Source organism: Pseudoalteromonas sp. QJM3NY_12 (assembly GCF_056173165.1).
In genome coordinates, this window is the sequence record NZ_CM149661.1 from 2,241,231 (window position 1) to 2,266,100 (window position 24,870).

Genomic DNA, 24,870 nt, shown 5'->3' on the forward strand with positions numbered 1-24,870 from the left:
AAAGCGTAAATTCAGTAAGGGTTAAACTGGCTAGATATACCATTCCCCCCTAGAGTTAATACATATTAATTCATTTAGGAGCATTATTATGGATACAACAAAACATACAATTAATACCTTGTTCGCCCAACTAGGACTGCCGGATTCGGATGCGCAAATAGATGCATTTATTGCCTCGCACTCCATTGCCGATACGACCTTGTTGCAAGATGCTCCCTTTTGGGATGAAGCCCAACAACATTTCATTGCCGAATCACTAGCGGTTGATGGCGATTGGAGTGAAGTAATAGATGAATTAGACGTACGTCTTCGTCAAAAATAATTAGGGCCTGTTGATCTTTGCGGATTAAAATTTGTTCAAACTAGGGGCGGTTTTATCGCGGCGCGAGGTTTGTAACCTAGTGGGCTAAGTAAAAACCGAGCAACAAAGAGTAAATCGCCCCTAGGTAGAACCCAAAGGGCAGCGCCTGTTTGGTATTGATGTTGCGTTATCGCCTATTTATGGGGAATAACCACACCACATAGGCGCTGCCTTGCCTAAATACCAAACAGACTGCTGCAAATTTAACCTTGAAAGGTCAACAGGCCCTAATTTAATGCGCATTTTAATGTGCCTTAGCCACTTTATTGATACCATACCCGCTCGCAGCGTCTATGTTGCGAGCTTACTTTATAAAAGAGTTATAATTGAATGAACGCTGCTGTATTTGAAGCTATAAAAGTCCTTCTTGATGAAGGCAAAGTTCCCACTGTTGCACTAACTAAAAGTCGTTTAACAACACCGACCCCAATGCCGGTTATTATTGCTGCGGTGAGTCAATATAAGAATAATCCTGATTCAATTTATAATTTAATGAAAACCCCCAAGCAAAGTGTCAGTAATGAAGATCAGAACAACTCTCAATTAGATAGAATTGAGCAAAAGTTAGATCAATTACTGACATTACTCGCGCCAAAATAATTTGAGACTATAAATGTTTGTTGTTGATTTAACATTTGACTGCTACCAAGACACCACCTTAGAGCAAGCCGAGCAAGCAATAAATCGCTTGGTAAATGCATTACGTTTTAATGGCCAAATCATTGGAGAAGAATTTCCGACGGTTTTGAAAGATGGCTATTTTATCACTCGCGTTATGTGTCCGACCGAGGATGCTATGCACCCTCTTAACAACAGTGCATTTGTAAAGCACAGTGTTGAAAAGCTTCATGATGCAGGCTTGTTAGCACCAAAGGTGAAAATAATAGGTCAAGACATTCACTCAAACGGTGCCGATGGTTGTAAAGATCCCTCAAGCTATATTTTATATACTACGTATGTGCACACCTGCAGCCCACTGTATTGTGGCGATGACTTTTTACCCGTTCCGCTATTTAATATTCCAGCAATTGCCAATGGCGATTATAAAACCCTGATTAAATGGCAAGAAGATTGGCAAGCATGCGATCAAATTCAAATTAATGGCGCAACTCGCTGTGAATTTCCTGCACTAGAGGAAATAGCCAGCACGCAAAGTGATTTGTATCGCCGAGGTAAAGATATAAGCAAACGCATCAGCTTCTTAACTAAAAAGCCTGTTTACTATTACTTATATCGTGTAGGTGGTGTCGATAAAGCCTCGGAGCTTAAGCGCAAATGCCCTAGTTGCCAAGGTGAATGGAAATTACCTGAGCCGTGGTTTGGTTTATTTGATTTTAGGTGTGAGCCGTGTGGTTTAGTGTCTAATATTTCATGGGATTTTCAATAAATCCCATACTTAAGGTGCTATGTCTAAAACATCACACCTTAAAATTACCTTATAATTATACTGCCAACGACGCTATAAATTCACTGAGGTTTTTGGCGAGTACATGATGTGGCTTTTTACCTACATACTCTAGGCACACCTCACCTGTTTCCACTAATACCGTAACAAGTAAATCATCTTGATCAGTTAAACCAATAAAAACACTTGGCGCTTGCTTTAGCTTTCGCTTCATTAAAACATGACCCGTGATATTTTGTTGCAGTAAGTCAAAGTCATCCTCATTCCACGCTTGTAATAATTCTACTTGATGGCCATCAACGCTGGCTAAAATACTGCCAGCAAACATATGGCCATAAAACTGGCTAAGTTCATCAGGAAATTCAAGCTCTAATGCGTTAGCGAGATCAGCCAAAGAACCTGCAGGCTCTCTCACTATCGCTTGCCATTGAATCATACCGTGCTCATCGGCTGTGCCTATTTCACAAGGACTTGGCCATTGCTCATCGTGGGCGATGAGTGGCTGCTTTTGGGTATTTTTGATAGTTTTTTCACTAAAGCGTTGGTGAAGTTGGGCTAATTGCATTGCAACAGACATACTGTGAAACTCATTTAATTTAGATATAATGTCCCCATTGTAACTATTTAAGAGCAAACATGACAGATTACAGCAATTCTCCCGATCTTAAAGGCAGCGTACTTGGTCAATCTACTGAGTATGTAGATCAATACACGCCCAGCTTGCTTTTTCCTATTGCTCGCAAGCTTAATCGCGACGCGTTGAGTATTGATGAAGCCGCATTACCATTCAAAGGCCAAGATATTTGGACCGGTTACGAACTATCTTGGTTAAATACCAAAGGCAAACCACAAGTTGCGGTGGCTATATTTACTTTCGAATGTCAAAGTAGTCACATTATAGAGTCAAAGTCGTTTAAGCTTTATCTGAACAGCTTTAACCAAAGTCGCTTTGGAAGTATTGACATTGTTAAGCAACATTTAATTGACGACTTATCAAATGCGGTAAACAGCCCGGTAAAGGTAACTTTATACAGCGCTGATGATTATAATTGTATTCCTTGCACACCGCTTCCAGGTGAGTGTATTGATGAGTTAGATATTGAAATAGATAACTACCATATTGATGCACATTCTCTAAAATCACAAAGCGATAAAGTGGTTAGCGAAACCTTGCATAGTCACCTGCTTAAATCGAACTGTTTAATTACTTCGCAGCCGGATTGGGCCAGCATTATTATTCGTTATACTGGTGAGCAAGTGTGTCGTGAGTCATTATTACGCTATTTAATTTCGTTCAGGACCCATAATGAGTTCCATGAGCAATGTGTGGAGCGTATTTATAGCGACTTAACCACTCAATTGAATATTAAAGAGCTTGAAGTTTACGCGCGCTATACGCGTCGTGGCGGCCTTGATATTAATCCATATCGCTCAACGCATCATAACGATACCCCTTTTGCGGTAAAAATAAACCGTCAATAAGCTAAGCAAAAAAGGAGCCCGAGGCTCCTTTTTTTAATCGTTAAGTTGCTTAGTTGGCACAGGCATTCCACACACATCAATGTAATTATGGCTATACGCAAACCATTCCTCACTACGACTACCTCGTGCTGAAATTAACTGTTTAAATGCATCTGAGTCTGTTTTCATTACTTTAAATCGGCTGTGATCGCTGCTAACGTCGGCTAATACTTGTAAATCTGTAATAGGATTAAACTCGCTACCACCTTTAGGTGTGCGCGCTAGCTGATGAAAATGTGCCATACCTGTAAGTACTCGCCCAAATACGGTGATATTTTTGTCTAAATAACGTGGACCTTGCCCTATGGTGACAAAAAATTCCGTGCTGGCACTATTAATATCGTTGCCGCGCGCCATTGCAAATACACCATGGCAATGAATTTGCCATGTTTGATCACGTGTTTCATTTTGCGCCACCGCAAAACCATTTAAAAACCCGGTTATTGGTGCATAACCATCTCCACCCATTTCAGTGATCATAAGCGGCTTATTGGTGGTTAAATAAAACTCGGCAGGTACTGTGCTATTTTTGGTTTTAGTTAACTTTTTACCCGTGCTATCACCACCTTGAGCAACAAACCCTTCCACAAAACGATAAATATGAGTGCCCTGATAAAAGCCCTGTCGTGCCAATTTTTTAATATTGGCACTGTGTTTTGGCGCAAGCGCTGGATTGAGCTCAATATACGCAGCACCGGTAGGTAGAGTTAGTTTTAAAATATTCTCAGGATCTACCCATCGCCATTGCTCATCTGTTGTAGCAGCAATAATCTCACTACTGGTTAGGCTTTTAACTGGCGTTGATGGCAAAGTGCTTTGCTGGACACATCCGCCGAGCAAAGCCGACGCTATAATAGTGATTACGAATTTTTTCATACCTTTTCCTTTTTATTATTGGTATTGGTATTGGTAGATAAAGGTTAATCCCAATTGAATTTATACAGTATGTCGACATTTTGATACAGGCCACTGGTTATTTCTATATATAACTTCGACATTAGCTGATAACGCACTGCCACTTCACTGAGCGACTCAAATACCCCCACGCTATATTTAACCTGCAAACTCGGTGCTAAATAACCTGATATTTCTACCTTTGTTTGCTCGCCACTACCTTTAGAGCTTAAGCTCACATCTGACAAGCCAAACGATTCACCGACTTTAGACACTAAGCTTTCGCTTCGGCTCACTCCTTGAGAAAGTAGTAATTGAGTTAACATTGCATCCGTTGAACTGTCACCCTCTCCTAATGGTTGACCATTCAGCAAATACGCTAGGGCTTGTGCTTGGTCCATGCCCGGCTCTGAAAATACTTTTAAATTTGGTTGCTCAACACTGCCAGTTAAAGTAACACCTGCAATAACACCATCGGCGGTATTATTTGGGTTGCGAATGGCTTTAATATTTAAATGAGGCTTATCTATTGCGCCACTAAAACCAATTTGCCCGGTTCTAATTATTAAGTCTTGACCAAATGCCAAGTAAGTTCCTTCAATTAAATTAAGCTCACCAATGGCAATAATGGGTGAGTCTTGGCTCATTTTGATATCCATATCACCCACTACTTTAGACTCAAGTCCAAATGAGGCTACTCTGACATCATTTTTAACCGTTACTTTTAAATCAATATCGTAGTTAAATGGGGCTTTTTTAGTATTTTGCGTAGTTTGATCCAAAATTATTTCATCATCACTAACCTGTACAGCCCCCTCTGGCAGCTCTTCAATTTCTATTCGACCATAAGGCACTACAACATCACCTGCCAGCTTAAGTGCATTGTCAGCTAAACTTATTTTTAACTCTGGTGATACTTTAAACACCACGCCTTGTTGCGCTCTTACAAAAAACTCACTGCCGACTACATTCATATTTACAGCTGGTTGTTCACCTTGCCAATCAACATTCCCCGTTAATTTTACCTGTCCGCCTTGAGGGTCATTTAAATCTCCTTCAATGGTGGCGGTAGACTTATTAAACGCCACATTTATATTGGAGTTTTTAAGAGCTACAGGCAGTTGCTCACCTTCTAGGTTGATATTCTCAATATTTAAATTTCCCTCTAACAAGGGATCTTTAAGTGTGCCTGCTAATGCAACTTGCCCACGAATGGCGCCATTAAGCTGCTCGAACGTATTTAAAAATGGCTGTATATCAGACAATAAAATTTTATCAATTTGAATATTACCGTTAAGCGTTTGCTTATTTTGAATATCATCAATATTAACTTTAGTCGTTACTTTACCCAAAACACTCGATTCTATATTAGCTTCTATTTGGCCAACCTTAGCATCAGAAAAAGCGCTTATGTTTAGCGTTTCTATAGGTAGCGTAAATCGATCTTTTTCGTTAATAAGTACCGCGTTAAGCCCTGATGAATTTAAATTAGCGCGTAGAGTTTTAAGTGTGCCAGCTTGCCAATTAGCAGCAAAGTCTCCCGCTATATCACCACGTGTTATTATATTATCTGGTAACCAATGTTTTAGCTCTCGCAATTCAAGATTGGCCAGTTTTACGTTAAGCTGGCCTAATTCGCGGGTTTGATTTAATCTATCAATACATAACTTACTATTACTCGATTGCCAACAATGCGCACTCACATTAAAGTCGCCCGTTTTCGAATCTATAGTTACAGCTATATCTTTAGCATTTTCAAAGCTAAGCGTTTTATCACTTACACTGATATTACTGAGTTCACCTTGCCAAATCGCGTTAGCAAGTTTGCCATTTAGTTCAAACGAGGCAGCCCCAGCATCAGCATCAATAGATGCACTCAATTGATGATCGGTTTTATCACCACTGCCAACTATTTCCACTTTATTAATTTGATGATGCATAACGCGCGCTGAATCAAGACTAACGCTGATATCTGTTTGCCAATCGGTAGCGGTGTCTAACTGTGCTTTTAACGCCAACTTATTAATATTAATTTCGTCATAAATAAACTGCTCTAGCTTCAACACTAAATCAACTGCAGGCGTTAACCGCTCGCCTCTTATACTTAAATCTGCTTTACCATTAGCAATAAACGGAAGCTTTGCCTCATCATTACTTTGCAGCGCAATAGCCCCATTAATCTGCCATTGCTGATCAACTTCGCCTGTTAAGGTTAACCTATTTGTGCCGCTGCTAAGGTTAAATTTATTTACAGTGGCTTTAAGTTCATCATTTAAATTAAATTGAGCAGCAAAATTAAGCGGCACATCATTTAGTAACCCGCTTAATTGGGTGTCATCCATGCTTAATTGCCAGCTATTTGAACTGGTAACAAATGCCCCTTTAAACTGCCCTGAAATATCACTGGTAAGTGTGTCAGTGAGGTATTGCGCTTTTAAACTCGATAGCGCGCCGCTAAAGTTAGCACTAACCCCATTTTGCCAGTCGATATTGGCCTGGATAGTAGCTTGGCTCTCATTCGCTTTAAGGGCTAAATTTTTTAAGTTTGCTTCGCTCAGTGAGCCATTAATTTGACTGTTAAAATTCACAGTTGGATAAGCACCTAACTGACTATTACCAAATAAAGATAACTGATAATCGTTAGCATTGCCTTGTGCGGTTAATTTTACGTCGGTTATCTTTAACTCTTTACTTGCTGTTTCGATAATCCACTGCTCTGCACCGCCATTGATACTAAATGGATAATTTGGTTGTTTGAGATTAGCCGTAGCAGCAAGTTCAAAAGGAAATGATTCACTGCTTTTTATATCTACATTGAGCTTTTCTAAGTCTCCGCCTATTTGCATGTTGGCATCATAACCATGCCCTTTTAGACTGATATCGCCATTAATTGGTAAACTGTCTTTAAGCTTTGCGTTAAGTGCAGTATTAAGCTGCCACTGCTGATAATTTGCAGACAATGAAGCAACGTTAATCTCAGAACCTATTAGCTTCATTTGTAGCGCAATATTATTTACCACATTTTGCTGTGCATTCTGCTCCACCGTGAACTGCGCAATATTAAACTGTTCTAGGTAAATATTGAGTGGCGACATAAATGCGATATTAGGTAATGCTGGTAACTCAGTAATTGGGGTAGAACTGGCTGTATTTTCTCCAGGCTGCTCTTTTAACGCGATTAAAACACTCGGAATATTCACGTTTTTAATTTTAATATCAGCACCTTGTGCCTTTGCAGAAATCTCCACATTATTAACAACTACGTTTGCACTTGTGTGATTTAACACAAACTCACTGACCGCTAAACGCTTAAGTGCAATATTAAATGGCAAACTGATTTGTTCCAACGGTTCGTTAGATGTATCAGGAGAATTAGATGATGATGCTGGTAAGTTTAGTTTTATAGACCGGGCACTTAAGTTATCAATACACATACCATCACAGTGCCACCAAAATAAATCTAGTTTAAGCTGCTGAGCATCAAGTAATAAACCGTCACGCTCAAAGCGAAAATTAAACGCATCATTATATAAAAAACGCCCGCTTTTTATTTCAATTTTTAAGCCGTCAACTAACTTATTGGCGCTATAAGCAATTAGCTGGTTACCTGGAGCTGTAAAAACAACGCAAAAAAATGTCACTAATACAGCAACAACTAAGGTGCTAAGTGCTGCAGTGACTTTTTTAAATACAGACATTAAATTTCCGGCCCTATGGTAATACTTAAACGAGTGCTTTTGCTTTCTTTAGTGAGTCCCCACGCATGATCTATTCTTATTGGTCCTATAGGCGTTAAATAACGAAAACCAAACCCTGCACCTATTTCAAATTGCTCAGAAAAATCATTGGTCGCCGTCCCTCCATCAACAAATAAAGCTGCTCGCCAGTTTTTGGCAAATTGGTAATTATATTCAGCAGTCGTCGCGATTAAATATTTACCGCCGATGCGATCCCCATTGTCATTTTCTGGTGAGATTGATTGATAAGCAAAGCCGCGCACACTTTGATCGCCACCAGCATAAAACCTTAATGAATATGGAACATTGTTAATATCGTCAACTAACATGGCCCCTAAGTTTGCTTTTAAAAACACAAGGTGCTTATTAAGATAAGTGCGCAACCATGCATGCTGTAATTGCACCCTAACAATATTGGTACTAGAGAGTACACTATCGAGACCAAACTCTGCCGATATAGACCACTGCTCTCCCGAATAAGGGGTGGTACCTCCCTTCGATTGCTTTCGGGCATAACTGACACCTGGTAATAACATTTCTGTGGTGCGTTCTAGCCCGTCGCCAATCCGATAGGTTTCTTGCTCGCGCCTGATAAATGCAGTTCTTATCCATTTTTGCTCGGTGAGCCATTGCCTTTGCAACTGCGCGGTTAAAATTTCACTGTAAATATTGTCGGCTAATTCATCTTCGAGCTTATAGCCTGCTGATAAACGCCATAAATCATCATTCGGATTATTAACAGGGATGGTATACGCCATAGAAATATCTTGTTGTTTTTTTGCAATATTAAGATTGCTTTCTAGGTAGTGTCCTTGCTCCGTGATCCATGGTTTACTCCACTTAAACCGTACCTTTGGACCCAGTTCGGTATTGAACCCGCCACCAATTTCGTAGCTATTCGCGGGCTTATGTAATACGTCCACTTTAATAGGCACTTGGCTGTTTTTTCTAGCTGAAATATCAGCGTAAACACGCACGCTTGTAAAATAAGGAGTGCTCGATAAATCTAGGTTGTAGTCAGCAATCTTAGATGCTTTATAGTGCTCACCCATTTCAAACGGAGCTAAAGAGCGAATGTATTTTTCTGCTGGGCTTTGATTGGTAATTAACACATCACCAAAGCGATAACGCACACCACTTTCAATGGTAAAGGTAATAATAGCGCTGTGTTTTTTTAATGACACTTCAAATTTTCGGGCAGGCCATTTTGCGTCAAAGTAACCATGCTCCAACAAAACGGATTCAATTTTTTTGTAGGCTGCGCTATACATTCCATGATTTAAAATGTCGCCTTGCTTTAACTCTAAACTTTCAATAACTTGCTGAATTAATGGGTCATGTTTAGCTTCCCCGTTAACGCTAATATTAAGCGTCTCAATACGGATTGCGGAGCCGCGCTCAATAGTCGCAACAAGCTCATGCTCATCTTTATTAAAATCGATAGTCACATTTGAACTGTAATAACCTAATGCCTTTAAGCTATCTTCAACTTGCGATTTAGCGTAACGACGCAGTGAGCGCGTTGGTTTTTCACCCACTAAAGGTTTTAAATAAAGAGCAACGTTGTTTTCTAACTCTCCACTAATTCCTTTTATTTCATAATCTTCAATTATATTGTCAGCTGCAATAGCGAAAAAGCTCAAAAATAAGCAAAAACAAATAATGGATTTTAAAAACTGATTGAACAAGTAATCATCCTTACTATGTACCCATAAAAAACAACAAATTAACGACACAATAATAGCATAGCGATAATGAGCCTAACATTAACTTAATCATTATCAGCGTCTAAAATATTAGCTGGCTCTATGCGAATCTTTTAAACCGCTTTGAGCTTAACTAAAAATTCTTGCGCTTTAATGATTTATTTTGGTTACAATAGTGCTAATGAATAAACACTAATTTATGAGTTTTAAATGCAATTTCCTGATGATGATAATGGCCAGCTTCTTGCTGAAATTTCCGCCGCCGGTGTAGATTTAAGTAAAATGCAACAAATTGATTTTTACATTTTATTTGAACAACAGGCTGATGCCGAAAAATTTGCAACTGAGATTGTAAACGATGCATTAGTGCAAACTGCTGATGTTGAGAAATGTAAAGATACCGGTGTTTGGGAGGTAATAGCCCATGTACAAATGGTTCCAGAGCATGCACTTTTAGGCCAAGCAGAACAATATATTGAAAGTATCGCTAATAGCTTAAATGGTTATGGCGATGGTTGGGGATTAGACGCAGAAGAAGTATAACCCTAATTTTATGATGAATGAGATATCCAGCTTAGCCTATCGGCTTAGCTGGTTTGCTTTTCTAAAGCTGCCTTTATAATCAAAAAGTTTATCTGCCACTTTCCAGCCATACTTTTTACTTTTTCGAGCAATCACAAAATCCGGTGGTATTAAATAAAACTGGGCTTTTATAACTTGCTCTGCACTGATAAATTCAATTGGTGACTGTCCCTGCCCTACACGCTTACCAAATTGCTTATTAAAGTAATACTGTGATCCTTTGTTTGCTAAATCAAAAACTTCATCACAACTGGCTCCGTCTTCATCAAAATAAGTAACTTTTAACAATTGCTCTTTAAGTTTAGTCACACTCAAGCCACTACAACGAAGGACTAATGCATCTTTAAGGTTTAACGCATTACGAAGCTTATCATCAGGATCGGCCATCACAGCACCACAGTCATGGCATTTTCGAGCAGCAATATCATTTTGTGCGCCGCACTGCTCACACTCTTTAAAACGAAAACGATAATCGCATTGCTCGCTTACCCCATTATCGTCTTCCAATAAGCCTTGGCAACGCCTACCAAAGTGCTCGATTACTTTGCCATCAGCGTCTGTTTTACCCCAAAATATATTGGCAAAGCCACACCCAGGACACAGCACTTGCACGGGTTCATTATCACTATCGCCTTTTTTATCACCCACCTCTGGGTAAAATAAATCAAAGCCATTGCCCGCATAGTCAATTACTAAACAATCATCTTTACCCTCAGCCAACCTTAAACCTCTACCGACAATTTGCTGGTATAAACTTACTGACTCTGTGGGCCGTAAAATAGCAATAAAATCAACATGGGGGGCATCAAAGCCGGTTGTAAGAACCGATATATTCACTAAATACTTTACTTTTTTAGCTTTGAATTGTTTAATTATTTTATCGCGTTCGCTATTCGGTGTATCTCCGGTGATCAGCGCACTTTGATCCTCCGGTAAATAAGTCATTATCTCTTGTGCATGCATAACCGTAGCTGCAAATATCATCACGCCATAGCGGTTCTCACTATATTGAATAACTTGCTGCAGAATTGTTTGAGTTGCACGGGTCGATTTTTTTAACAGCGCATTCATATCCTCATTACTATACTGCCCAAATGCATTGCTAGTTAAAGATGAAAAATCATAATGGCTAATTGCAGCATCAACCTCTTTAGGGGGAGTTAAGTAGTTATGCTTGATCATATAACGCAAAGGTAATTCAAAAATACAGCGTTTGAATGGGCTTTCCTTATTGCCACGCACAAAGCCATGGTAATGATGCTGATAAATCCAGCCTAACCCTAGTCGGTAAGGCGTCGCGGTTAAACCTAGTACTTTTAATTCAGGGTTGTGAGATTTAAGTGCATTAATAACTTTTCCGTATTGGCTTTTCTTTTCGCCATTTACTCTGTGACACTCATCAATAATAAGTAATGAGTAGTGCTCATTAAGTTTATTTAGATTACGCGATAACGACTGCACACTGGCAAAGGTAACTTGGTGGGTTAACGATTTCTCTTTGAGACCTGCGGAAAATATACTCGCCTCAAGACCAAAGCTTTTATATTTTTGAGCATTTTGCTCCACTAATTCTTTTACGTGCGCCAACACCAATATTTTTTGTTTAGCAATACGCGCAAGTTCAGCTATCACCAAACTTTTACCCGCACCTGTAGGTAAAACAATAACAGCAGGTTCGTTAGTTTTTCTAAAGTGTAAAACGGTGCGTTCAACCGCTTCGCTCTGATAGGGTCTAAGGGTGTAGGTCATTTAGATATTAACTTAGTTTATGTAGTTAAATTTTAACAAACAAACCACTTTTTAATAGCCATTTATAAATATTTAAAAAGTTTTAATTATATTTCCTTTAAAAATAAAAAACGGCCCCAGTATCTGGGGCCGTTTAACTTTTAACTTAGAACTAATTATTAGTTTAATAAGTCCTGAAAAGTAACATTAGAACTTTTGAGAAATACCAGCAAAGAACTGACGACCATAAAGTCTGTAGTTACTTTCATCAGTGCTACCATTAGATGCAGTTTCGATGAAAGGAGGTAACTCATTAGTTAAGTTACGAACACCAAACTGTACTGTAGTATCAGTGCTGAAAGTGTATTGACCTGACAAGTCATGGTAAACCTGTGAGTCTATAGTAGCTTTCATTCCCTCAAGCTCACCTGCAGCATTGAAGAAAGAAAGGTCAGCATATTCTAGGCTTGAAAGGTAGTTAGCTGCGTAAACAACTCTTAAGTCATCTAACATGTAAGTCGCATTAAATAATACTTTGTCTTCAAAGTAAGACGTATCATTTTCAAAACGACCAGCTAAATCTTCAAGATTAAACGTTGCTGTTTCTGCGTTGAAGTTTTCTTCACCTCTTTCTAAGAAATGAGTCCAAGCAAGGTTAAGGCGTAACATACCTTTAGGTAGCTCATAGCTGTAGTTTACATCTACGTCTATACCTTTAGCTGTCATACCAGCAAGGTTAGTTGTACGGCTATCAACTTTGTCGATAGTACCATCTGCCGCACGAGTGATTTTAGCACACTGCTCTTCTAGAAGACCTGTGTAACAACCATTCATGATGTCTGTAGTATCTAAAGAATCGATTTTACCATCGATGTTGATATCCCAGTAATCAACTGTGATACCAAGGTTATCGATAAAGTTTGGAGCCCATACGAAACCAACAGTGATTGTTTCACCTGTTTCAGCTTGTAGCTCTGTGTTACCACCTACGCGAGTACGAATTTGAGAGTCAGTGCTTGAGTGACCACCTGTTGGTACACCTTGAGTGCCACATAATGCTTGACCTGCAGCTGATAAATCACCGTATCGAGCAGCGCCACATGGATCAGATGCTGTTTCAAAAGAATCCGCAGCAGGAGAATATAGATCATCTAGTGTAGGTTCACGGTATACTTCTGAGTAGTTAGCACGGAATTTCAAACCATCAAAAACGCGCGACTCTAACTTGGCATTCCAAGTAAAGCTAGTACCTGTTGTACTGAAGTCATCGTAACGACCGCCTACTGTAAGATCAAGAGTTTCAACACCCATGTCTGCAATTAACGGGATTAAGAATTCAGCTGTTGCTGCAGTGTAATGTCTGCCAAGACCTGTAAGTGGTTGACCAGTATTACCTGTCACTTCGTCAAAGAATTTACCTGAGTCAGTTACATCTTCAAATTCTGTCTCATAATACTCAAGTCCGAACGCGCTGCCTACATAACCTGCAGGTAGTTCAAATAACTCACCTGACACGTCTATGCGAACTTGGTGGAATGAATCGTTGTAAGAATCACCAAGAGGAGCCGTAACATAATCAAGCATTTCTTGAGTTACAGTACCTGGACCACCAAATACATTTAGCGATACACAACCGGCAATTGGGTTAGCTTCTGTACCACATACGATGTTACCGTCAGCGTCTTTAAATGAAGGACCCATTGCATTTGATAAGTTAGGACCATATAACTGACCAAAATCAGTATCATTTAGGCTATTAGCGCCATAGTTGTAGTAAGCGTCATAGGTCCAAGAATCATTAATATCACCAGTAAGACCGATCACGTTTTGGAAGCGAACATAATCTTGCTCAAATGAACGACCGCCTTCAAGCATACGACGACGTGAACGAATTACATCTTCGCCAAATGGGTTGTAGTAGTTATCTGCAGAAACACCATTTACCATGTTACCAGCAGAGTCAGGTACTAAGTATCCTGGATCAAAACGAGTATCGTAAGGAACAGCGGCAAGCTCTTGACGAGATTCACGTTTGTTGATACGAGTTTCTGTGTATAGCGTTACGCCGTCAAAAACTTCAAATGACGTGTCAACAAAGAAGTTTACTACTTCATAAGGTGTTTGCATTAGGTTAACTGGAGCGTAGTTATATGTATCGTTATTCGCACCACCACCAACGAAAGGTCTCATGTCACCTGCTGCAGGTTTACCATCAGCACCTGTTGGACAATTACCATTTGTGAAGCTACCTGGTTGATTTCTAAGGTAGAAGTTACCACATGGAACAGAGCCTGAACCTAAAATAATTACGTTTGCATTATCTGGATCATCTTGTGGAGTGATTAGGCCATTTTCATAAAAGCTTTTAGCTTGATCTGTAGAACCTACGTACCAAGGGTATTGGAAGAAATCTACACCCTTTACATCGCCTTGATAGATTGGGTCTTGTTGAGAGTAATCAAAACCAACAGTAATATGACCTGAGTCAAATTCTTTACCAGCTACAATTTCAAAGTTTTCTTGCTTGCCTGCGCTGAAATCGTCGTACCAAGAAGTATTAGCTTTTAGTTCAATACCTGTAAATTGCTTTTTAGTGATAACGTTAACAACACCTGCCATAGCAGCTGAACCGTAAGTTACAGACGCGCCATCTTTAAGAATTTCGATTCTTTCGATCATTGCAGATGGGATGTTTTGGAAATCACTTGAAACAGGTTTGCGACCATTAATTAGTACAAGTGTTCTTGACGAACCTAGACCACGAAGCTCTACGAATACACCACCGTTACCGCCGTTGTTTGTGCTTGTAGTAGCTGGTGAGCCCGACATTACAGGGTTTGACTGAATGAATTCACCAACATTACTGATACCCATATCACCCATAGACTCGCCAGAAATGGTAGTGATTGGAGCAACACCTTCAAGATCAGTTCTTGTTAAACGTGAACCGGTTACTTGAATTCTTTCAACTTGTTCTGCACCCTCTTCTGCAGCAATTGAGCTTGCTGAGAAAGCAGCAGTAGAAGCTGCACCAAAAGCGATCGCTAAACGAACTGCTTTTGAAACTTTGTTATTTAACATTTGATTCTCCCTAGAATACTATTTGTTTTTTTATTTTTGACCACTTTTGTTAATTAAATTGTGATCATGCCCTAGATGATAATACTTTGATCACAACACGGTCAACATTAAATTAACCTTAAAAACACTTTAAGTGACTTCTCGTTATCATTTTTAAGTTTATTTGGTTCGCTTTTTAAGCTTTTTTTTGGATTTGATTTAGAAACAACCTAAAAACAAAAAGATAAACACCTGATTTAAATGATAATTATTAATTTATATTAGATTTTTATCTTGTAGTGATTTAAAACAATTTTGTAATCATGATCACAAATGTTAACTTTAAAATTTACAATTTTTATGCGAAATAGGAACTTATAATCGAAAAAAAACCTACAAAGCACCTATTTTTCCCATAGCTAAGTTAAAATAATGTAGCTTGAGTAGATTCAGTTGATGTGTTTAAAGCGCTTAATATCATTTGCGCTACGGGTTCAAGCTGTCTTTGAATGTATAGGGGGTAATTAAGGATGTTTTTACCAGTATAAAGTTCGGCGCCAGTTATTGCGTAAACATATTCGATTACTTGCGCGCGTTTTATTTCAAACTCAGGATGGCTCGCTTTGTGTTTTTTAACTGCTTGAACGTGAGGTGGGATATTTTTAATATAATCGCTCAGGTGCTGCCCTAAACGCTTTCTATAAACGAGCTTGTGGTCAAAGTCACCGCTGTATAATTTTTGCGTGTAGCTGTTTATTATATTGTGCAGTTGCTGTATTTCGAAGTGACTAGAGAAAAGAGTTTCAAACAACTGTATTTGAAACTCCTGTGCAAACTCAGTCCAATCACTGCGAACGGTTTCCATACCTTTAAAGACCAACTTTTTTTCATTTTTTTTGGTTACTTGACCAACATAACGTTTTTTAGAACCTGTTTTTTTACCTCGTATAGTTGGCATAAAAAACGGACTGTAATGGGTTTCAAATTCAATTTCTAAATAGCTTTGTAAGTCATAACGCTGCCTTAAGTCGACCTGCCACTTTTCGTTTATATGTCGAACAAGTTGGCTGCCAATCTCGTTGCATTGCTCAGGACTTGTATCTTCACTGAGTTTTACAAACGTAGAGTCGGTATCACCATATATCACCTCAAAGCCTTGCGCTTCTATCCATTTACGAGTTGTTTGCATTATTTCATGGCCACGTAAAGTGATAGAACTCGATAAGCGCGGGTCGTAAAACCGACAGCCTTTAGAGCCGAGTACACCATATAAACTATTCATAATAATTTTAATCGCTTGCGAGAGCATGGGTTGATTAGTATCTTTGGCTTCTTGGCGAGTTTGTGTCAGGTGCTCAATTAATTTAGGCAGGTGGTGCTGCGTTCTTGAAAATAATGCCTGATTAAATCCTTCAACTGCTTGCTCTGGCTCATTTAGCCCTACGATTAAACCTAGCGGGTCAATACAAAACGTACGCATAATTGAAGGGTATAAGCTTTTGAAATCCAATACCAAAACGTTTTTATACAGCCCTGGAGTCGACTCCATCACATAGCCACCGGGGCTCTCAAATGAGAGCCCATGATCGCCTAAATTGGGGGCAATATAACCACTGCGGTGTAATAACGGTAAGTATAAGTTTGTAAATGCGGCAACTGATCCACCCATGCGCTCAAGTTCGAGCCCAGTGATTTGAGTTCTGACTATGGCAAATTCAAATAACTTTAATTTTTCGAAAATTTGATTAACCAAAATACAGTCTTGACGGTTGTAGGCAGCAAGAGCTAGCTTGTCTTCATTAAATTGACGAACAATTTCTGTTAATCGGTTGTCGGTTTTTATTAATTTAGATTCGTTAAGCACCCGCTCTGCAACATTAGCTAACGAAAAGCTGTCAAATCTATAAGTGGCATTCTTCAAGGTATCAATGCCATCAATGACGCACCGCCCTGGGAGCGTTAATCGGGTGTAATGACCCTTATTAATATATAAAGGTTGATTATCTCGGCCAAAGTTTAGAGTAAGCCCTAACGCCTCAGCGCGTTCTTGCAATAAACTAAAATCAAAATCAATAACATTCCAACCAACAATAACATCGGGATCATTATTTATAATGTACTGCTGCAGCTTGGTGAGTAGGTTAATTTCGTCATAGCACCAGTCTATTTCAAATGTCGAGTCGCTCTGCAGCTGTTGCTCACCTATCATCAATACACAATCTAAACCATTTCCCACCAGTGCAACACTAAATAACACCCCGTCGCCATTGCATTCTATATCCAAAGAAACAGACTTAAGCGTTGGCGTATACTCGGTGTTTGCTTTTAGCTTTGCATCACTAATTTCAATAAAGCCGTTTTGAGCTTTGGCGTTACCGGTTACCCATACACCTCCTTTAATAAAGCGCTCCATTAAAAAGCGATCACTGTGGCGCACATCGGCTTCGTAAATTGGCATTGCTTGCTCTAAAAGAGCTCTTGCAGTGTATAGGCTTTTTATATCGTTAAAGTAACAGGCAACACACTCGCTACCACTAAAGTGACAAAGCTCAACATTATTAAACTGGACGTTAACACTCGCCTTAGTCAACAAGGTATTCGCTGCCTGCTGCTGTGCTAATGGGATGAAGAATACCGCTTGCTGGTTTTCAATCGTCACTTTTATCGGGCCTTGCTCAGAGCTTAGCCAATAGCACAAAGTAATACCTTGTGCATTTTTAGCAGTGTATTGTTGCCTTGATAAAATAAAGCCCTGATAGATTGCTTGTGTCAATGTTCGATCCCACTTAATATATACACTGTAATTATATACATATTTTAGGTTAATCATCACATGCTATCGAGCTCACTAAAAAAAACAATTAGACAAGTACACCAGCATGTTGCAAATAACCTAACCGATTACCGCCCTCGTAGTAGTCAAAACTACCTAGTTGCTGAAATAGCAAAAACATTAGCCGGTGAATACCATAAAAAACAACGTATTTGCGTTATTGAAGCAGGCACAGGTACCGGCAAGTCATTAGCATACTGCCTAGGCGCTCTACCGCTGGCATTAGCACAAAAAAAGAAACTGGTTATTTCTACAGCTACGGTCGCTTTGCAAGAGCAGTTAATCGCTAAAGAGCTACCGTTTTTTAAAAAGCACTCCGGGCTCGATTTTAAATTTGATTTAGTAAAAGGCCGCCAACGTTATATTTGCGCTCACAAACTTCACAATGCACTAAACAGCGATAGCCAAACTCAAATGGAGTTTATGCCTACCCTTACATCGCCACTAAGTGATATGGAAACTAAGTGCTTAAAGCAACTTTACGATGCCTATGTCAATAAAAAATGGCAAGGCGATAGAGACAGCTGGGCCGATACCATCCCTGATAGGGTATGGGGACTAATCGCTTGCGATAAGCATGCTTGCCAACGCCAGATGAAAGCACACCAAACATGTCCTTTTCAACTCGCCCGCCAGCAGTTAATGCAAATGGATGTATTAGTTATAAACCATTCGTTACTATTAGCCGATTTAGATTTAGGGGGCGGAAAAATTTTACCCGAACCCGACAATACCATTTATGTAATCGACGAAGCGCATCACCTTGCGCATATTACCCGCGATTTTTCATCTGCTGCGGCTACCATAAAAGGCACGATAGATTGGCTTGACAAACTCACTAAATTTAGTGGCAAAATGGCCAAAGTGTTAGTGGGGCAAAAAGGTATTGGGCAAAACTTTAAGTTATGCGATAGCGTTAACGATGCTAACAAAGATTTAAAAGTAGTCCGCGATATTCTCGACAACGCCGATTTTGAATATTCAAAAGACGATACCTATCGCTTTGAACATGGTGAAATTCCTAAATCGCTACACGCTAAGGCAAAAGACATTAGCGAAGCCACGCTTGATGCATTACGGTGTTTGAATAAAATGCACGACACCCTCACACAAGATGTAAGCGACGGTGATATTAAACCTTATGTTGCCGACCCCATTCTGGCTGAAAGTGGGCAATACATAAATCGCTTAGAACAACTTAATAAATTATGGTTTAGTTACGCTACTAAAGGCGAAGGCACGCCGCATGCGCGTTGGATAAAACGACTTGAATATAAAAGCCATCATGATCACTTGCTTAGCGACTGCCCCATTGAGGTCGGTTACTATTTAAAAGATAAGCTGTGGAGCGAATGTGCTGGAGCCGTGCTATGTTCAGCTACCTTGAGCGCACTAGGCTCATTTGATCACTTTGCTTATGAAAGCGGTCTTGCTAAAGAAGAAGGGGTAAAGTTTATAAAAGTCCCCTCCCCGTTTGACTACCCAAAACAAGCCACTCTGCGTATTCCGACGTCAAGCATAGAGCCAACAGATAAAGAATTTAGCGATCATATTGCTAAAACATTACCCGAATATCTAAACACTAAAAAAGCCAACTTAGTGTTGTTTGCCTCTTACTGGCAAATGGACCATGTAAGTAAGTTTCTTAGAACAAAGGGATTTAACTTATTAGTACAAGGTGAAATGTCACGAGAAGCTTTACTCAAATTACATACTAAAAATATTGATGAAGGCAAAGGCAGTATTTTATTTGGCACCCAAAGCCTTTCTGAAGGACTTGATTTACCTGGTAAATATTTAGAAAACCTAATTATTACAAAAATTCCATTTGCGGTGCCCACATCGCCAATAGAAGAAGCACAAGCGGAGTTTGTGCAAAGTAAAGGCGGTAATCCGTTTTTATCTATAACCGTGCCAGACGCAGCAAAGAAATTGGTACAAAGCTGTGGTAGACTGCTGCGCAAAGAAAGTGATATTGGCACAATAACTATTTTAGATAGACGCTTAATCACCAAACGATATGGCAAAGCCATGCTCGACACCTTACCACCTTTTAAAAGACAAATAGATTACTGATGTTTGAACTTGCACTCGACCCAACAACTTGGGCTATTTTATGTGGCGTTGCACTTTTAGCAGGCTTTATTGATGCTATTGCTGGCGGTGGTGGTTTACTCACTGTACCGGCACTGTTAACGGCGGGATTACCTCCTCATTTAACGCTCGGCACTAATAAATTGGCCGCCAGTTTTGGCTCGTTAACTGCCAGTATTACCTATTATAAAAAACAATTATTTAACCCACGATTTTGGTTTGCTTCTATAATCGCCACCGCCATAGGTGCTTTGTTAGGCACACTCATTGTTGATCATTTAAGCATTGAGTTTTTAAATAAGCTCTTACCCATTATTATTATTTTAGTGGCTTGCTACAGCTTATTTGGTAATTTAAGTACCACACAAAGCGACGACCTACCTGAATTAACCCGCGCAATAAAAATTAAACAGTGGCTACAAGGGTTAAGCCTAGGCTTTTTTGATGGTTTGGCGGGGCCTGGAACGGGAACTTTTTGGACTGCCTCAAACGGTATGCTTTATAAAATGAGTTTGCTACTTAATTGTGGTTTGGCGCGTTCAATGAATTTTGTTTCTAACTTTATCTCGCTGATCACCTTTGTTGCACTTGGCCATGTTAACTTTTTACTAGGAATTACAATGGGCTTCTTTATCATGCTTGGTGCATGGTTTGGCGCACATTCAGCGATTCGTTTTGGCAGTAAATTTATTCGTCCAGTATTTAATACGATGGTTATACTTTTAGCATTAAAACTAATTTACGAGGCATACTTTTAATATGCAATCTGCTGCTTTAGACAAACTACGCCAACAAGTTGCCACGCTTAAGCAACAAGCAGAGCAATTTGACAAAGCAAAGCTCTTTTCTAAAAACCGGTATATGCAGGCACAGCCGAGCCTATTTGACAGAGCCGTGTTTAGCACCAAAAGTATGAACTTAGCCGACTACGTAGTAGAAATAGAAGATGAAATAGCTAGCCTACCACCTAGCGAACACCGCCATGCTTACACCTATGCACTTGAGCGTATTGCCAGTCAGGTACAAGCGGTATTTAATGTTATTAAATCGACCCCTATTTGGGTGAAAGAAAATAAAAGTCATTATAAGCCTCGTGCTAAACAGCCTGTTTATAAACAAGCGGTGCAAAAAATCATGCAATCATCCCACGAGTTATATGACGAACTTAAACAAAACCATGAATTTGAACGTCGCCTAGTACTGATGATTGAAGAGCGTAAATTGCAAATGGAAAAAGCATCGCCTGCGCAAGCACAAAAGCTTAACCAAGAAATTTTAACTACTCATGCACGACTCGGCCGTTGTAGAAAAGCGATTTCTGCCACCGAAGACAAAATTCAACAAGTAGAAAAACAACAGCTACGCTAATGCAGCTTTTTTATCACCCTCTCTACTCTGCTTTAACGCTCCCTGAGCGCCATCGATTTCCAATTAAAAAGTATCAACAGCTTAAGCATGAAGTTGAATGTTTAGGCTACACCCAATTTATATCGCCTTCGCCTGCAACTACAGCGCAGTTAAGCTTATGCCATAGCTCAGATTATATTGCTGACTTTTTAAACGGGTCGTTGACTGACAAAGCGGTGAAGAAAATGGGATTTCCTCACTCTCCTGAACTTGTTGAGCGAACACTTTACTCTGTTGGTTCCAGCATTCAAGCCGCTGAAAGTGCAATTAAAAGTGGTTTAGCGGCGAATTTAAGTGGCGGCTACCACCATGCTTATAGCAATTACGGCAGTGGCTTTTGTATTTTTAATGATTTAGCCATTGCGGCAGCGCATCTTATTTCAACAGAGAAAGCCGACACCGTATTAATATTTGATTGTGACGTACACCAAGGTGACGGTACCGCGCAAATAACCCAATATCACGAGCAGATAATTAGTTGTTCAATTCACTGTGAACAAAACTTTCCTCGGCAAAAACAGCACTCAAACTACGACTTTGGCTTACCTGCAAACACCACAGATGCAGAGTATTTAACAACACTAGAGCAAGCTCTTGAGTTATGTGTTCGTCTGCACCAGCCTGATATTATTTTATATAATGCGGGCGCCGATATTTACACCAAAGACGAACTCGGCTTATTTGATGTTTCCTTAGCTGGTGTATATGAGCGCGATTTTACCGTTCTTAATTTTTGTAAGCAGCGAAACATACCGCTGATGTGCGCTTTAGGTGGCGGTTATCAACGCAACATCAACAATTTAGTTAGCGTCCATAAGCAACTATTTAAAGCGGCTCTCGATTTATAACAATCCTTGGTATAGACTCATTACAGACAATAAAAAAGAGTGACAGGAATATGCGATTAGATGACGACATACACAATTTTTACGAAAAACTCGTTTTAGAAGAAATAGAAAAACGTAAACTTAATGAACGTTACAACGACGATGTAATGGCTGACTTTTGCTGCACCGTTCTCAATCAATTACCACCCCGCTATATTCGTTACGATGTAGATATGGCGTTTTATTTAACTCAAACAGATCGTTTAGATATGCAGCAACGCGTAGAAGTTGCCATTAATTTTGCGATTGATCAAATAGCTAAAAAGAAAGCGCTCCATGAGTAACCCACTAGAAGAAGCTCCTACACACGTGAAACTGGCTGTTGATTTAATTATGATTTTAGAGCAACACGATGTAGAGCCAGAAGAAGTATTAAAAGCGCTCGATATCGTAAAAAGTGACTTTGAAAATAAAGTAACAAAGCGCACTTAGCGCTTTTTACTTCCTAAACGCAAACCCTATTTGTAGATTGTTGTACCAGTAACAATAACTGCGCGGTCGCTTTAGCATCATCTAATGCACGGTGATGGTTAGTTAAATCTAAATTAAAGTGTGCAGATAAATTCCCCAGTGAGTACGACTTTAATCCCTTAAATGCTTTACGTGATTCAACAACGGTACATAGTTTTGGCATTTTAAAGTTGATTCCCAGCCCCTCAAGCTCTTTTTTAATAAAGCCATAATCAAAATTAACATTGTGAGCGACAAAAATACTACCCGAAAGCTTATCTAATAAAGTCGAAGCAATGTCGCTAAATATAGGCGCATCACTTACCATGGCGTCGTTGATACCGGTTAGTTTAGTAATAAAACGAGGGATAGGCCGCTCTGGGTTTATCAGCGTAGTCCATGTATCAATAATGTTACCTTGCTGTATTTTAACAATACCAATTTCGGTAATTCGGTTCCCCCCTTTTAGGCCCCCCGTCGTTTCAATGTCTACCACACTATAAATCCGCTTAGGATCTACATACCAGTTTACCGCTGCAATATTTACGATAAAGCCACAGCTTTTTAAATTATCGATACTCACTAGTTGGTTTCTTTTAAGCTTATCGCCAGGGGCTTTAACCTCTTCAAAATGAACGGCGTTATTATCAACAATCATTAAATCGGGATAACCATCTTTTAGCTGTCGGTAGTTCTTTGCCATATTTTTTAAATGCTGAAGTAAAGCGGTTATTGGGCTATTTAATATAAGCATCTCTACTGGCTTTAAAACATCTGGGTGCCACCTAAATAAGCCATTTGGTTGCTCATAATACTTCGCGGCATGGTTACACACTAAACGCAGCAATTTGGGGGTACTATTACACGCAGCCAGCCGCGCTTCTATTTGTGAGGATTGATTTAAGTAAAAGGAGTCTGTTTTTAACGCTTGTGGGAAAATATCAAATTCATTACAAAGCGGCGTCGGGGTTTCAATAAATAGCTCTTGCCAAAAAACCAGCGCAAATAGGCTTTGCCACAAAGTATTTTCAGTATAAAAAACCTGTTTGCCTTGACGAGTGTAGTGATCGCTTACACCTAACTCAACATCGCCGCGGTAAAGTTCATCAACTTCTATAATGCAGCGTGTACTGGCTAACATTTCACTGAGCCGCGAACGGGTTTGCTTGTTAAATTTACGCATTAAAAAGTCATCTGCAAAATACAGTAACTCATCAGTAAGCGGGTTTTCTATAATTTGCTCAAGCTGCGTTTTTACCCATTGCTTATTGCCTTGTCGATATTGCTCCCTTATTTGAATTTCTAAGGCTTGTGCATCGTCTTCGCAAGCATTAAGTACATCAAACGCAAGTGTTGGGTTAGTTGTTTTTAGTTGCTTATAAAGTATAACCAGTAACTTGTTTTTTAACTCTTGTGCAATAACCCCCAACGCTACTTCATTTATTAGCTTCTTTGCTAGTACCTCTCTTTCATTGTCATCTTTTGTATTTTTAAGCGTTAGTTGCAAACGGTTTAATGCATAGTTAGACTGCGCTTCCTCTATTGAATCAAAGCGCGACAAGCTTTCACTATGCTCTTGCCTAACAGGTGTTACGCCTAAATCTCGCAGTACAAATCGATTTTGATGATTAATATCGCCTGCACTGAGCCTGCCAATATATAAAAATTCAAAATACTCGTAGTACTCTTCTCTATTATTTATCACGTACTGATTATATAAGTGTGCAAGACACTCTGGCTTAGATTCAAAGAATGAACTAGCTATTTCAACTAAGTTACTTTTAGCAGCGCTTTTTTTAAATAATGGCGGTTGTTCTTGCTTTTCTAGCAGCTCTATTAAGGCCGGTTTTGTTAGGTGACTTAGTAGTTGCCTATGATCTTTATCAGAGGGTTCTACAATTAACTTTGCTGCTTTTAAGTTAAAAAGTGCTTGGTATGGCGAGCTAATTTCTTCGTAGTTTAATGATTGGGCTTGTACTAAGTAAGGTTTACGAGAATAAATACGCGCCAACATACACTGGCTCTGCTCGTCGAGCGTGTTTATTTTACTAATAAATGAAATATGCTTTTGCTCGAGTAAATGCATGCATTTCTCGCTCACAAACGTTAATAGCTCTCTAAAATGTGCCAAATAATATTTCGCTGGTAACTCTTTTTTCATAAAACCGCCCATACTGTATATAAAAACAGTATCTAGTATCTCGT

At 39.4% G+C, this 24,870-nt stretch carries 19 protein-coding genes; 11 read left to right on the top strand and 8 right to left on the bottom strand.

The features are described 5' to 3' along the window. The first annotated feature begins 88 nt into the window (after nucleotides 1–88). The 3 genes from AC0VZ5_RS10555 to AC0VZ5_RS10565 all read left to right on the top strand — a co-directional run bounded on the left by AC0VZ5_RS10555 (nucleotide 89) and on the right by AC0VZ5_RS10565 (nucleotide 1,748). Entirely contained in the window at nucleotides 89–322 is a 234-nt protein-coding gene (locus tag AC0VZ5_RS10555) for a DUF2789 domain-containing protein (protein WP_010388246.1), read from the top strand. A 369-nt stretch (nucleotides 323–691) separates the two neighbouring features. Then, nucleotides 692–961 carry a hypothetical protein gene (locus tag AC0VZ5_RS10560; protein WP_008109411.1) on the top strand — a complete coding sequence of 90 codons (270 nt, stop codon included), beginning with the start codon at nucleotides 692–694 and terminating at the stop codon, nucleotides 959–961. A 13-nt stretch (nucleotides 962–974) separates the two neighbouring features. Then, a complete protein-coding gene (locus AC0VZ5_RS10565) occupies nucleotides 975–1,748 on the top strand; it encodes a Zn-ribbon-containing protein (RefSeq protein ID WP_138622730.1) in 774 nt (257 codons plus the stop codon). A gap of 55 nt (nucleotides 1,749–1,803) precedes the next feature. Here the strand turns inward: AC0VZ5_RS10565 and syd are convergent, their stop codons facing one another. After that, nucleotides 1,804–2,343: a SecY-interacting protein gene (syd, locus tag AC0VZ5_RS10570; RefSeq protein WP_010388242.1), complete on the bottom strand. Its 540-nt coding sequence runs from the start codon at nucleotides 2,341–2,343 to the stop codon at nucleotides 1,804–1,806. A 59-nt stretch (nucleotides 2,344–2,402) separates the two neighbouring features. Between syd and queF the strand changes: the two genes are divergently transcribed. Next, on the top strand, nucleotides 2,403–3,248 hold the full coding sequence (queF, locus tag AC0VZ5_RS10575) for an NADPH-dependent 7-cyano-7-deazaguanine reductase QueF (RefSeq protein ID WP_055012787.1): 846 nt from the start codon (nucleotides 2,403–2,405) through the stop codon (nucleotides 3,246–3,248). A gap of 33 nt (nucleotides 3,249–3,281) precedes the next feature. Here the strand turns inward: queF and AC0VZ5_RS10580 are convergent, their stop codons facing one another. The 3 genes from AC0VZ5_RS10580 to AC0VZ5_RS10590 are packed head-to-tail and all read right to left on the bottom strand — an operon-like array spanning nucleotide 3,282 to nucleotide 9,606. Then, a complete protein-coding gene (locus tag AC0VZ5_RS10580) occupies nucleotides 3,282–4,163 on the bottom strand; it encodes a peptidylprolyl isomerase (RefSeq protein WP_475472756.1) in 882 nt (293 codons plus the stop codon). Between the two features lie 44 nt (nucleotides 4,164–4,207). After that, entirely contained in the window at nucleotides 4,208–7,879 is a 3,672-nt protein-coding gene (tamB, locus tag AC0VZ5_RS10585) for an autotransporter assembly complex protein TamB (protein ID WP_475472757.1), read from the bottom strand. Further along, nucleotides 7,879–9,606, bottom strand: coding sequence for an autotransporter assembly complex protein TamA (locus AC0VZ5_RS10590; RefSeq protein ID WP_475472759.1), 1,728 nt, complete (start codon nucleotides 9,604–9,606; stop codon nucleotides 7,879–7,881). Before AC0VZ5_RS10590 ends, tamB begins: the two co-directional genes overlap by 1 nt. A 228-nt stretch (nucleotides 9,607–9,834) precedes the next feature. On the opposite strand from AC0VZ5_RS10590, the gene AC0VZ5_RS10595 reads away from it, so the two are divergent. Then, the gene (locus tag AC0VZ5_RS10595; RefSeq protein ID WP_010388233.1) at nucleotides 9,835–10,167 is read left to right on the top strand and encodes a ribonuclease E inhibitor RraB; all 333 of its coding nucleotides are present in this window, start codon (nucleotides 9,835–9,837) and stop codon (nucleotides 10,165–10,167) included. 36 nt (nucleotides 10,168–10,203) lie between these two features. On the opposite strand, the gene radD is transcribed toward AC0VZ5_RS10595, so the two are convergent. The 3 genes from radD to AC0VZ5_RS10610 all read right to left on the bottom strand — a co-directional run bounded on the left by radD (nucleotide 10,204) and on the right by AC0VZ5_RS10610 (nucleotide 17,767). Continuing rightward, on the bottom strand, nucleotides 10,204–11,955 hold the full coding sequence (radD, locus tag AC0VZ5_RS10600) for a DNA repair helicase RadD (protein WP_475472762.1): 1,752 nt from the start codon (nucleotides 11,953–11,955) through the stop codon (nucleotides 10,204–10,206). A 186-nt stretch (nucleotides 11,956–12,141) separates the two neighbouring features. Continuing rightward, complete coding sequence (locus AC0VZ5_RS10605) at nucleotides 12,142–15,015, bottom strand: TonB-dependent receptor domain-containing protein (RefSeq protein WP_138605006.1); 2,874 nt, start codon at nucleotides 15,013–15,015, stop codon at nucleotides 12,142–12,144. A gap of 403 nt (nucleotides 15,016–15,418) precedes the next feature. Further along, nucleotides 15,419–17,767, bottom strand: coding sequence for a DNA polymerase II (locus tag AC0VZ5_RS10610; RefSeq protein ID WP_475472764.1), 2,349 nt, complete (start codon nucleotides 17,765–17,767; stop codon nucleotides 15,419–15,421). Nucleotides 17,768–17,827: 60 nt separating this feature from the next. Here AC0VZ5_RS10610 and dinG point away from each other — a divergent pair, with 60 nt between their 5' ends. The 6 genes from dinG to AC0VZ5_RS10640 are packed head-to-tail and all read left to right on the top strand — an operon-like array spanning nucleotide 17,828 to nucleotide 22,647. After that, nucleotides 17,828–19,903 carry an ATP-dependent DNA helicase DinG gene (gene dinG, locus AC0VZ5_RS10615; protein ID WP_054202434.1) on the top strand — a complete coding sequence of 692 codons (2,076 nt, stop codon included), beginning with the start codon at nucleotides 17,828–17,830 and terminating at the stop codon, nucleotides 19,901–19,903. Next, nucleotides 19,903–20,679 carry a TSUP family transporter gene (locus AC0VZ5_RS10620; RefSeq protein ID WP_054202433.1) on the top strand — a complete coding sequence of 259 codons (777 nt, stop codon included), beginning with the start codon at nucleotides 19,903–19,905 and terminating at the stop codon, nucleotides 20,677–20,679. Before dinG ends, AC0VZ5_RS10620 begins: the two co-directional genes overlap by 1 nt. Nucleotide 20,680: 1 nt before the next feature. Continuing rightward, nucleotides 20,681–21,289 (top strand): primosomal replication protein, encoded by a 609-nt coding sequence (locus AC0VZ5_RS10625; RefSeq protein WP_054202432.1) that lies wholly within the window; start codon nucleotides 20,681–20,683, stop codon nucleotides 21,287–21,289. Next, complete coding sequence (locus AC0VZ5_RS10630) at nucleotides 21,289–22,176, top strand: histone deacetylase family protein (protein WP_475472767.1); 888 nt, start codon at nucleotides 21,289–21,291, stop codon at nucleotides 22,174–22,176. The genes AC0VZ5_RS10625 and AC0VZ5_RS10630 overlap by 1 nt, the downstream gene beginning before the upstream one ends. Before the next feature lie 50 nt (nucleotides 22,177–22,226). Continuing rightward, a complete protein-coding gene (locus AC0VZ5_RS10635) occupies nucleotides 22,227–22,499 on the top strand; it encodes a late competence development ComFB family protein (protein WP_138605010.1) in 273 nt (90 codons plus the stop codon). Further along, complete coding sequence (locus AC0VZ5_RS10640; RefSeq protein WP_138605011.1) at nucleotides 22,492–22,647, top strand: YbaM family protein; 156 nt, start codon at nucleotides 22,492–22,494, stop codon at nucleotides 22,645–22,647. Before AC0VZ5_RS10635 ends, AC0VZ5_RS10640 begins: the two co-directional genes overlap by 8 nt. Before the next feature lie 13 nt (nucleotides 22,648–22,660). On the opposite strand, the gene AC0VZ5_RS10645 is transcribed toward AC0VZ5_RS10640, so the two are convergent. Beyond that, nucleotides 22,661–24,826, bottom strand: a complete 2,166-nt coding sequence (locus tag AC0VZ5_RS10645) for an exonuclease domain-containing protein (RefSeq protein ID WP_475472769.1) — start codon at nucleotides 24,824–24,826, stop codon at nucleotides 22,661–22,663. Nucleotides 24,827–24,870 lie beyond the last annotated feature (44 nt).

Excerpts from the sequence above, each read along its gene's own strand:
- AC0VZ5_RS10560 (WP_008109411.1), top strand. The coding sequence starts at position 692 with ATGAACGCTGCTGTATTTGAAGCTATAAAAGTCCTTCTTGATGAAGGC.
- syd (WP_010388242.1), bottom strand. The coding sequence starts at position 2,343 with ATGTCTGTTGCAATGCAATTAGCCCAACTTCACCAACGCTTTAGTGAA.
- queF (WP_055012787.1), top strand. The coding sequence starts at position 2,403 with ATGACAGATTACAGCAATTCTCCCGATCTTAAAGGCAGCGTACTTGGT.
- AC0VZ5_RS10630 (WP_475472767.1), top strand. The coding sequence starts at position 21,289 with ATGCAGCTTTTTTATCACCCTCTCTACTCTGCTTTAACGCTCCCTGAG.
- AC0VZ5_RS10620 (WP_054202433.1), top strand. The coding sequence starts at position 19,903 with ATGTTTGAACTTGCACTCGACCCAACAACTTGGGCTATTTTATGTGGC.
- AC0VZ5_RS10625 (WP_054202432.1), top strand. The coding sequence starts at position 20,681 with ATGCAATCTGCTGCTTTAGACAAACTACGCCAACAAGTTGCCACGCTT.
- AC0VZ5_RS10565 (WP_138622730.1), top strand. The coding sequence starts at position 975 with ATGTTTGTTGTTGATTTAACATTTGACTGCTACCAAGACACCACCTTA.
- AC0VZ5_RS10580 (WP_475472756.1), bottom strand. The coding sequence starts at position 4,163 with ATGAAAAAATTCGTAATCACTATTATAGCGTCGGCTTTGCTCGGCGGA.
- tamB (WP_475472757.1), bottom strand. The coding sequence starts at position 7,879 with ATGTCTGTATTTAAAAAAGTCACTGCAGCACTTAGCACCTTAGTTGTT.
- AC0VZ5_RS10595 (WP_010388233.1), top strand. The coding sequence starts at position 9,835 with ATGCAATTTCCTGATGATGATAATGGCCAGCTTCTTGCTGAAATTTCC.
- AC0VZ5_RS10645 (WP_475472769.1), bottom strand. The coding sequence starts at position 24,826 with ATGAAAAAAGAGTTACCAGCGAAATATTATTTGGCACATTTTAGAGAG.
- AC0VZ5_RS10605 (WP_138605006.1), bottom strand. The coding sequence starts at position 15,015 with ATGTTAAATAACAAAGTTTCAAAAGCAGTTCGTTTAGCGATCGCTTTT.
- AC0VZ5_RS10555 (WP_010388246.1), top strand. The coding sequence starts at position 89 with ATGGATACAACAAAACATACAATTAATACCTTGTTCGCCCAACTAGGA.
- radD (WP_475472762.1), bottom strand. The coding sequence starts at position 11,955 with ATGACCTACACCCTTAGACCCTATCAGAGCGAAGCGGTTGAACGCACC.
- AC0VZ5_RS10635 (WP_138605010.1), top strand. The coding sequence starts at position 22,227 with ATGCGATTAGATGACGACATACACAATTTTTACGAAAAACTCGTTTTA.
- dinG (WP_054202434.1), top strand. The coding sequence starts at position 17,828 with ATGCTATCGAGCTCACTAAAAAAAACAATTAGACAAGTACACCAGCAT.
- AC0VZ5_RS10640 (WP_138605011.1), top strand. The coding sequence starts at position 22,492 with ATGAGTAACCCACTAGAAGAAGCTCCTACACACGTGAAACTGGCTGTT.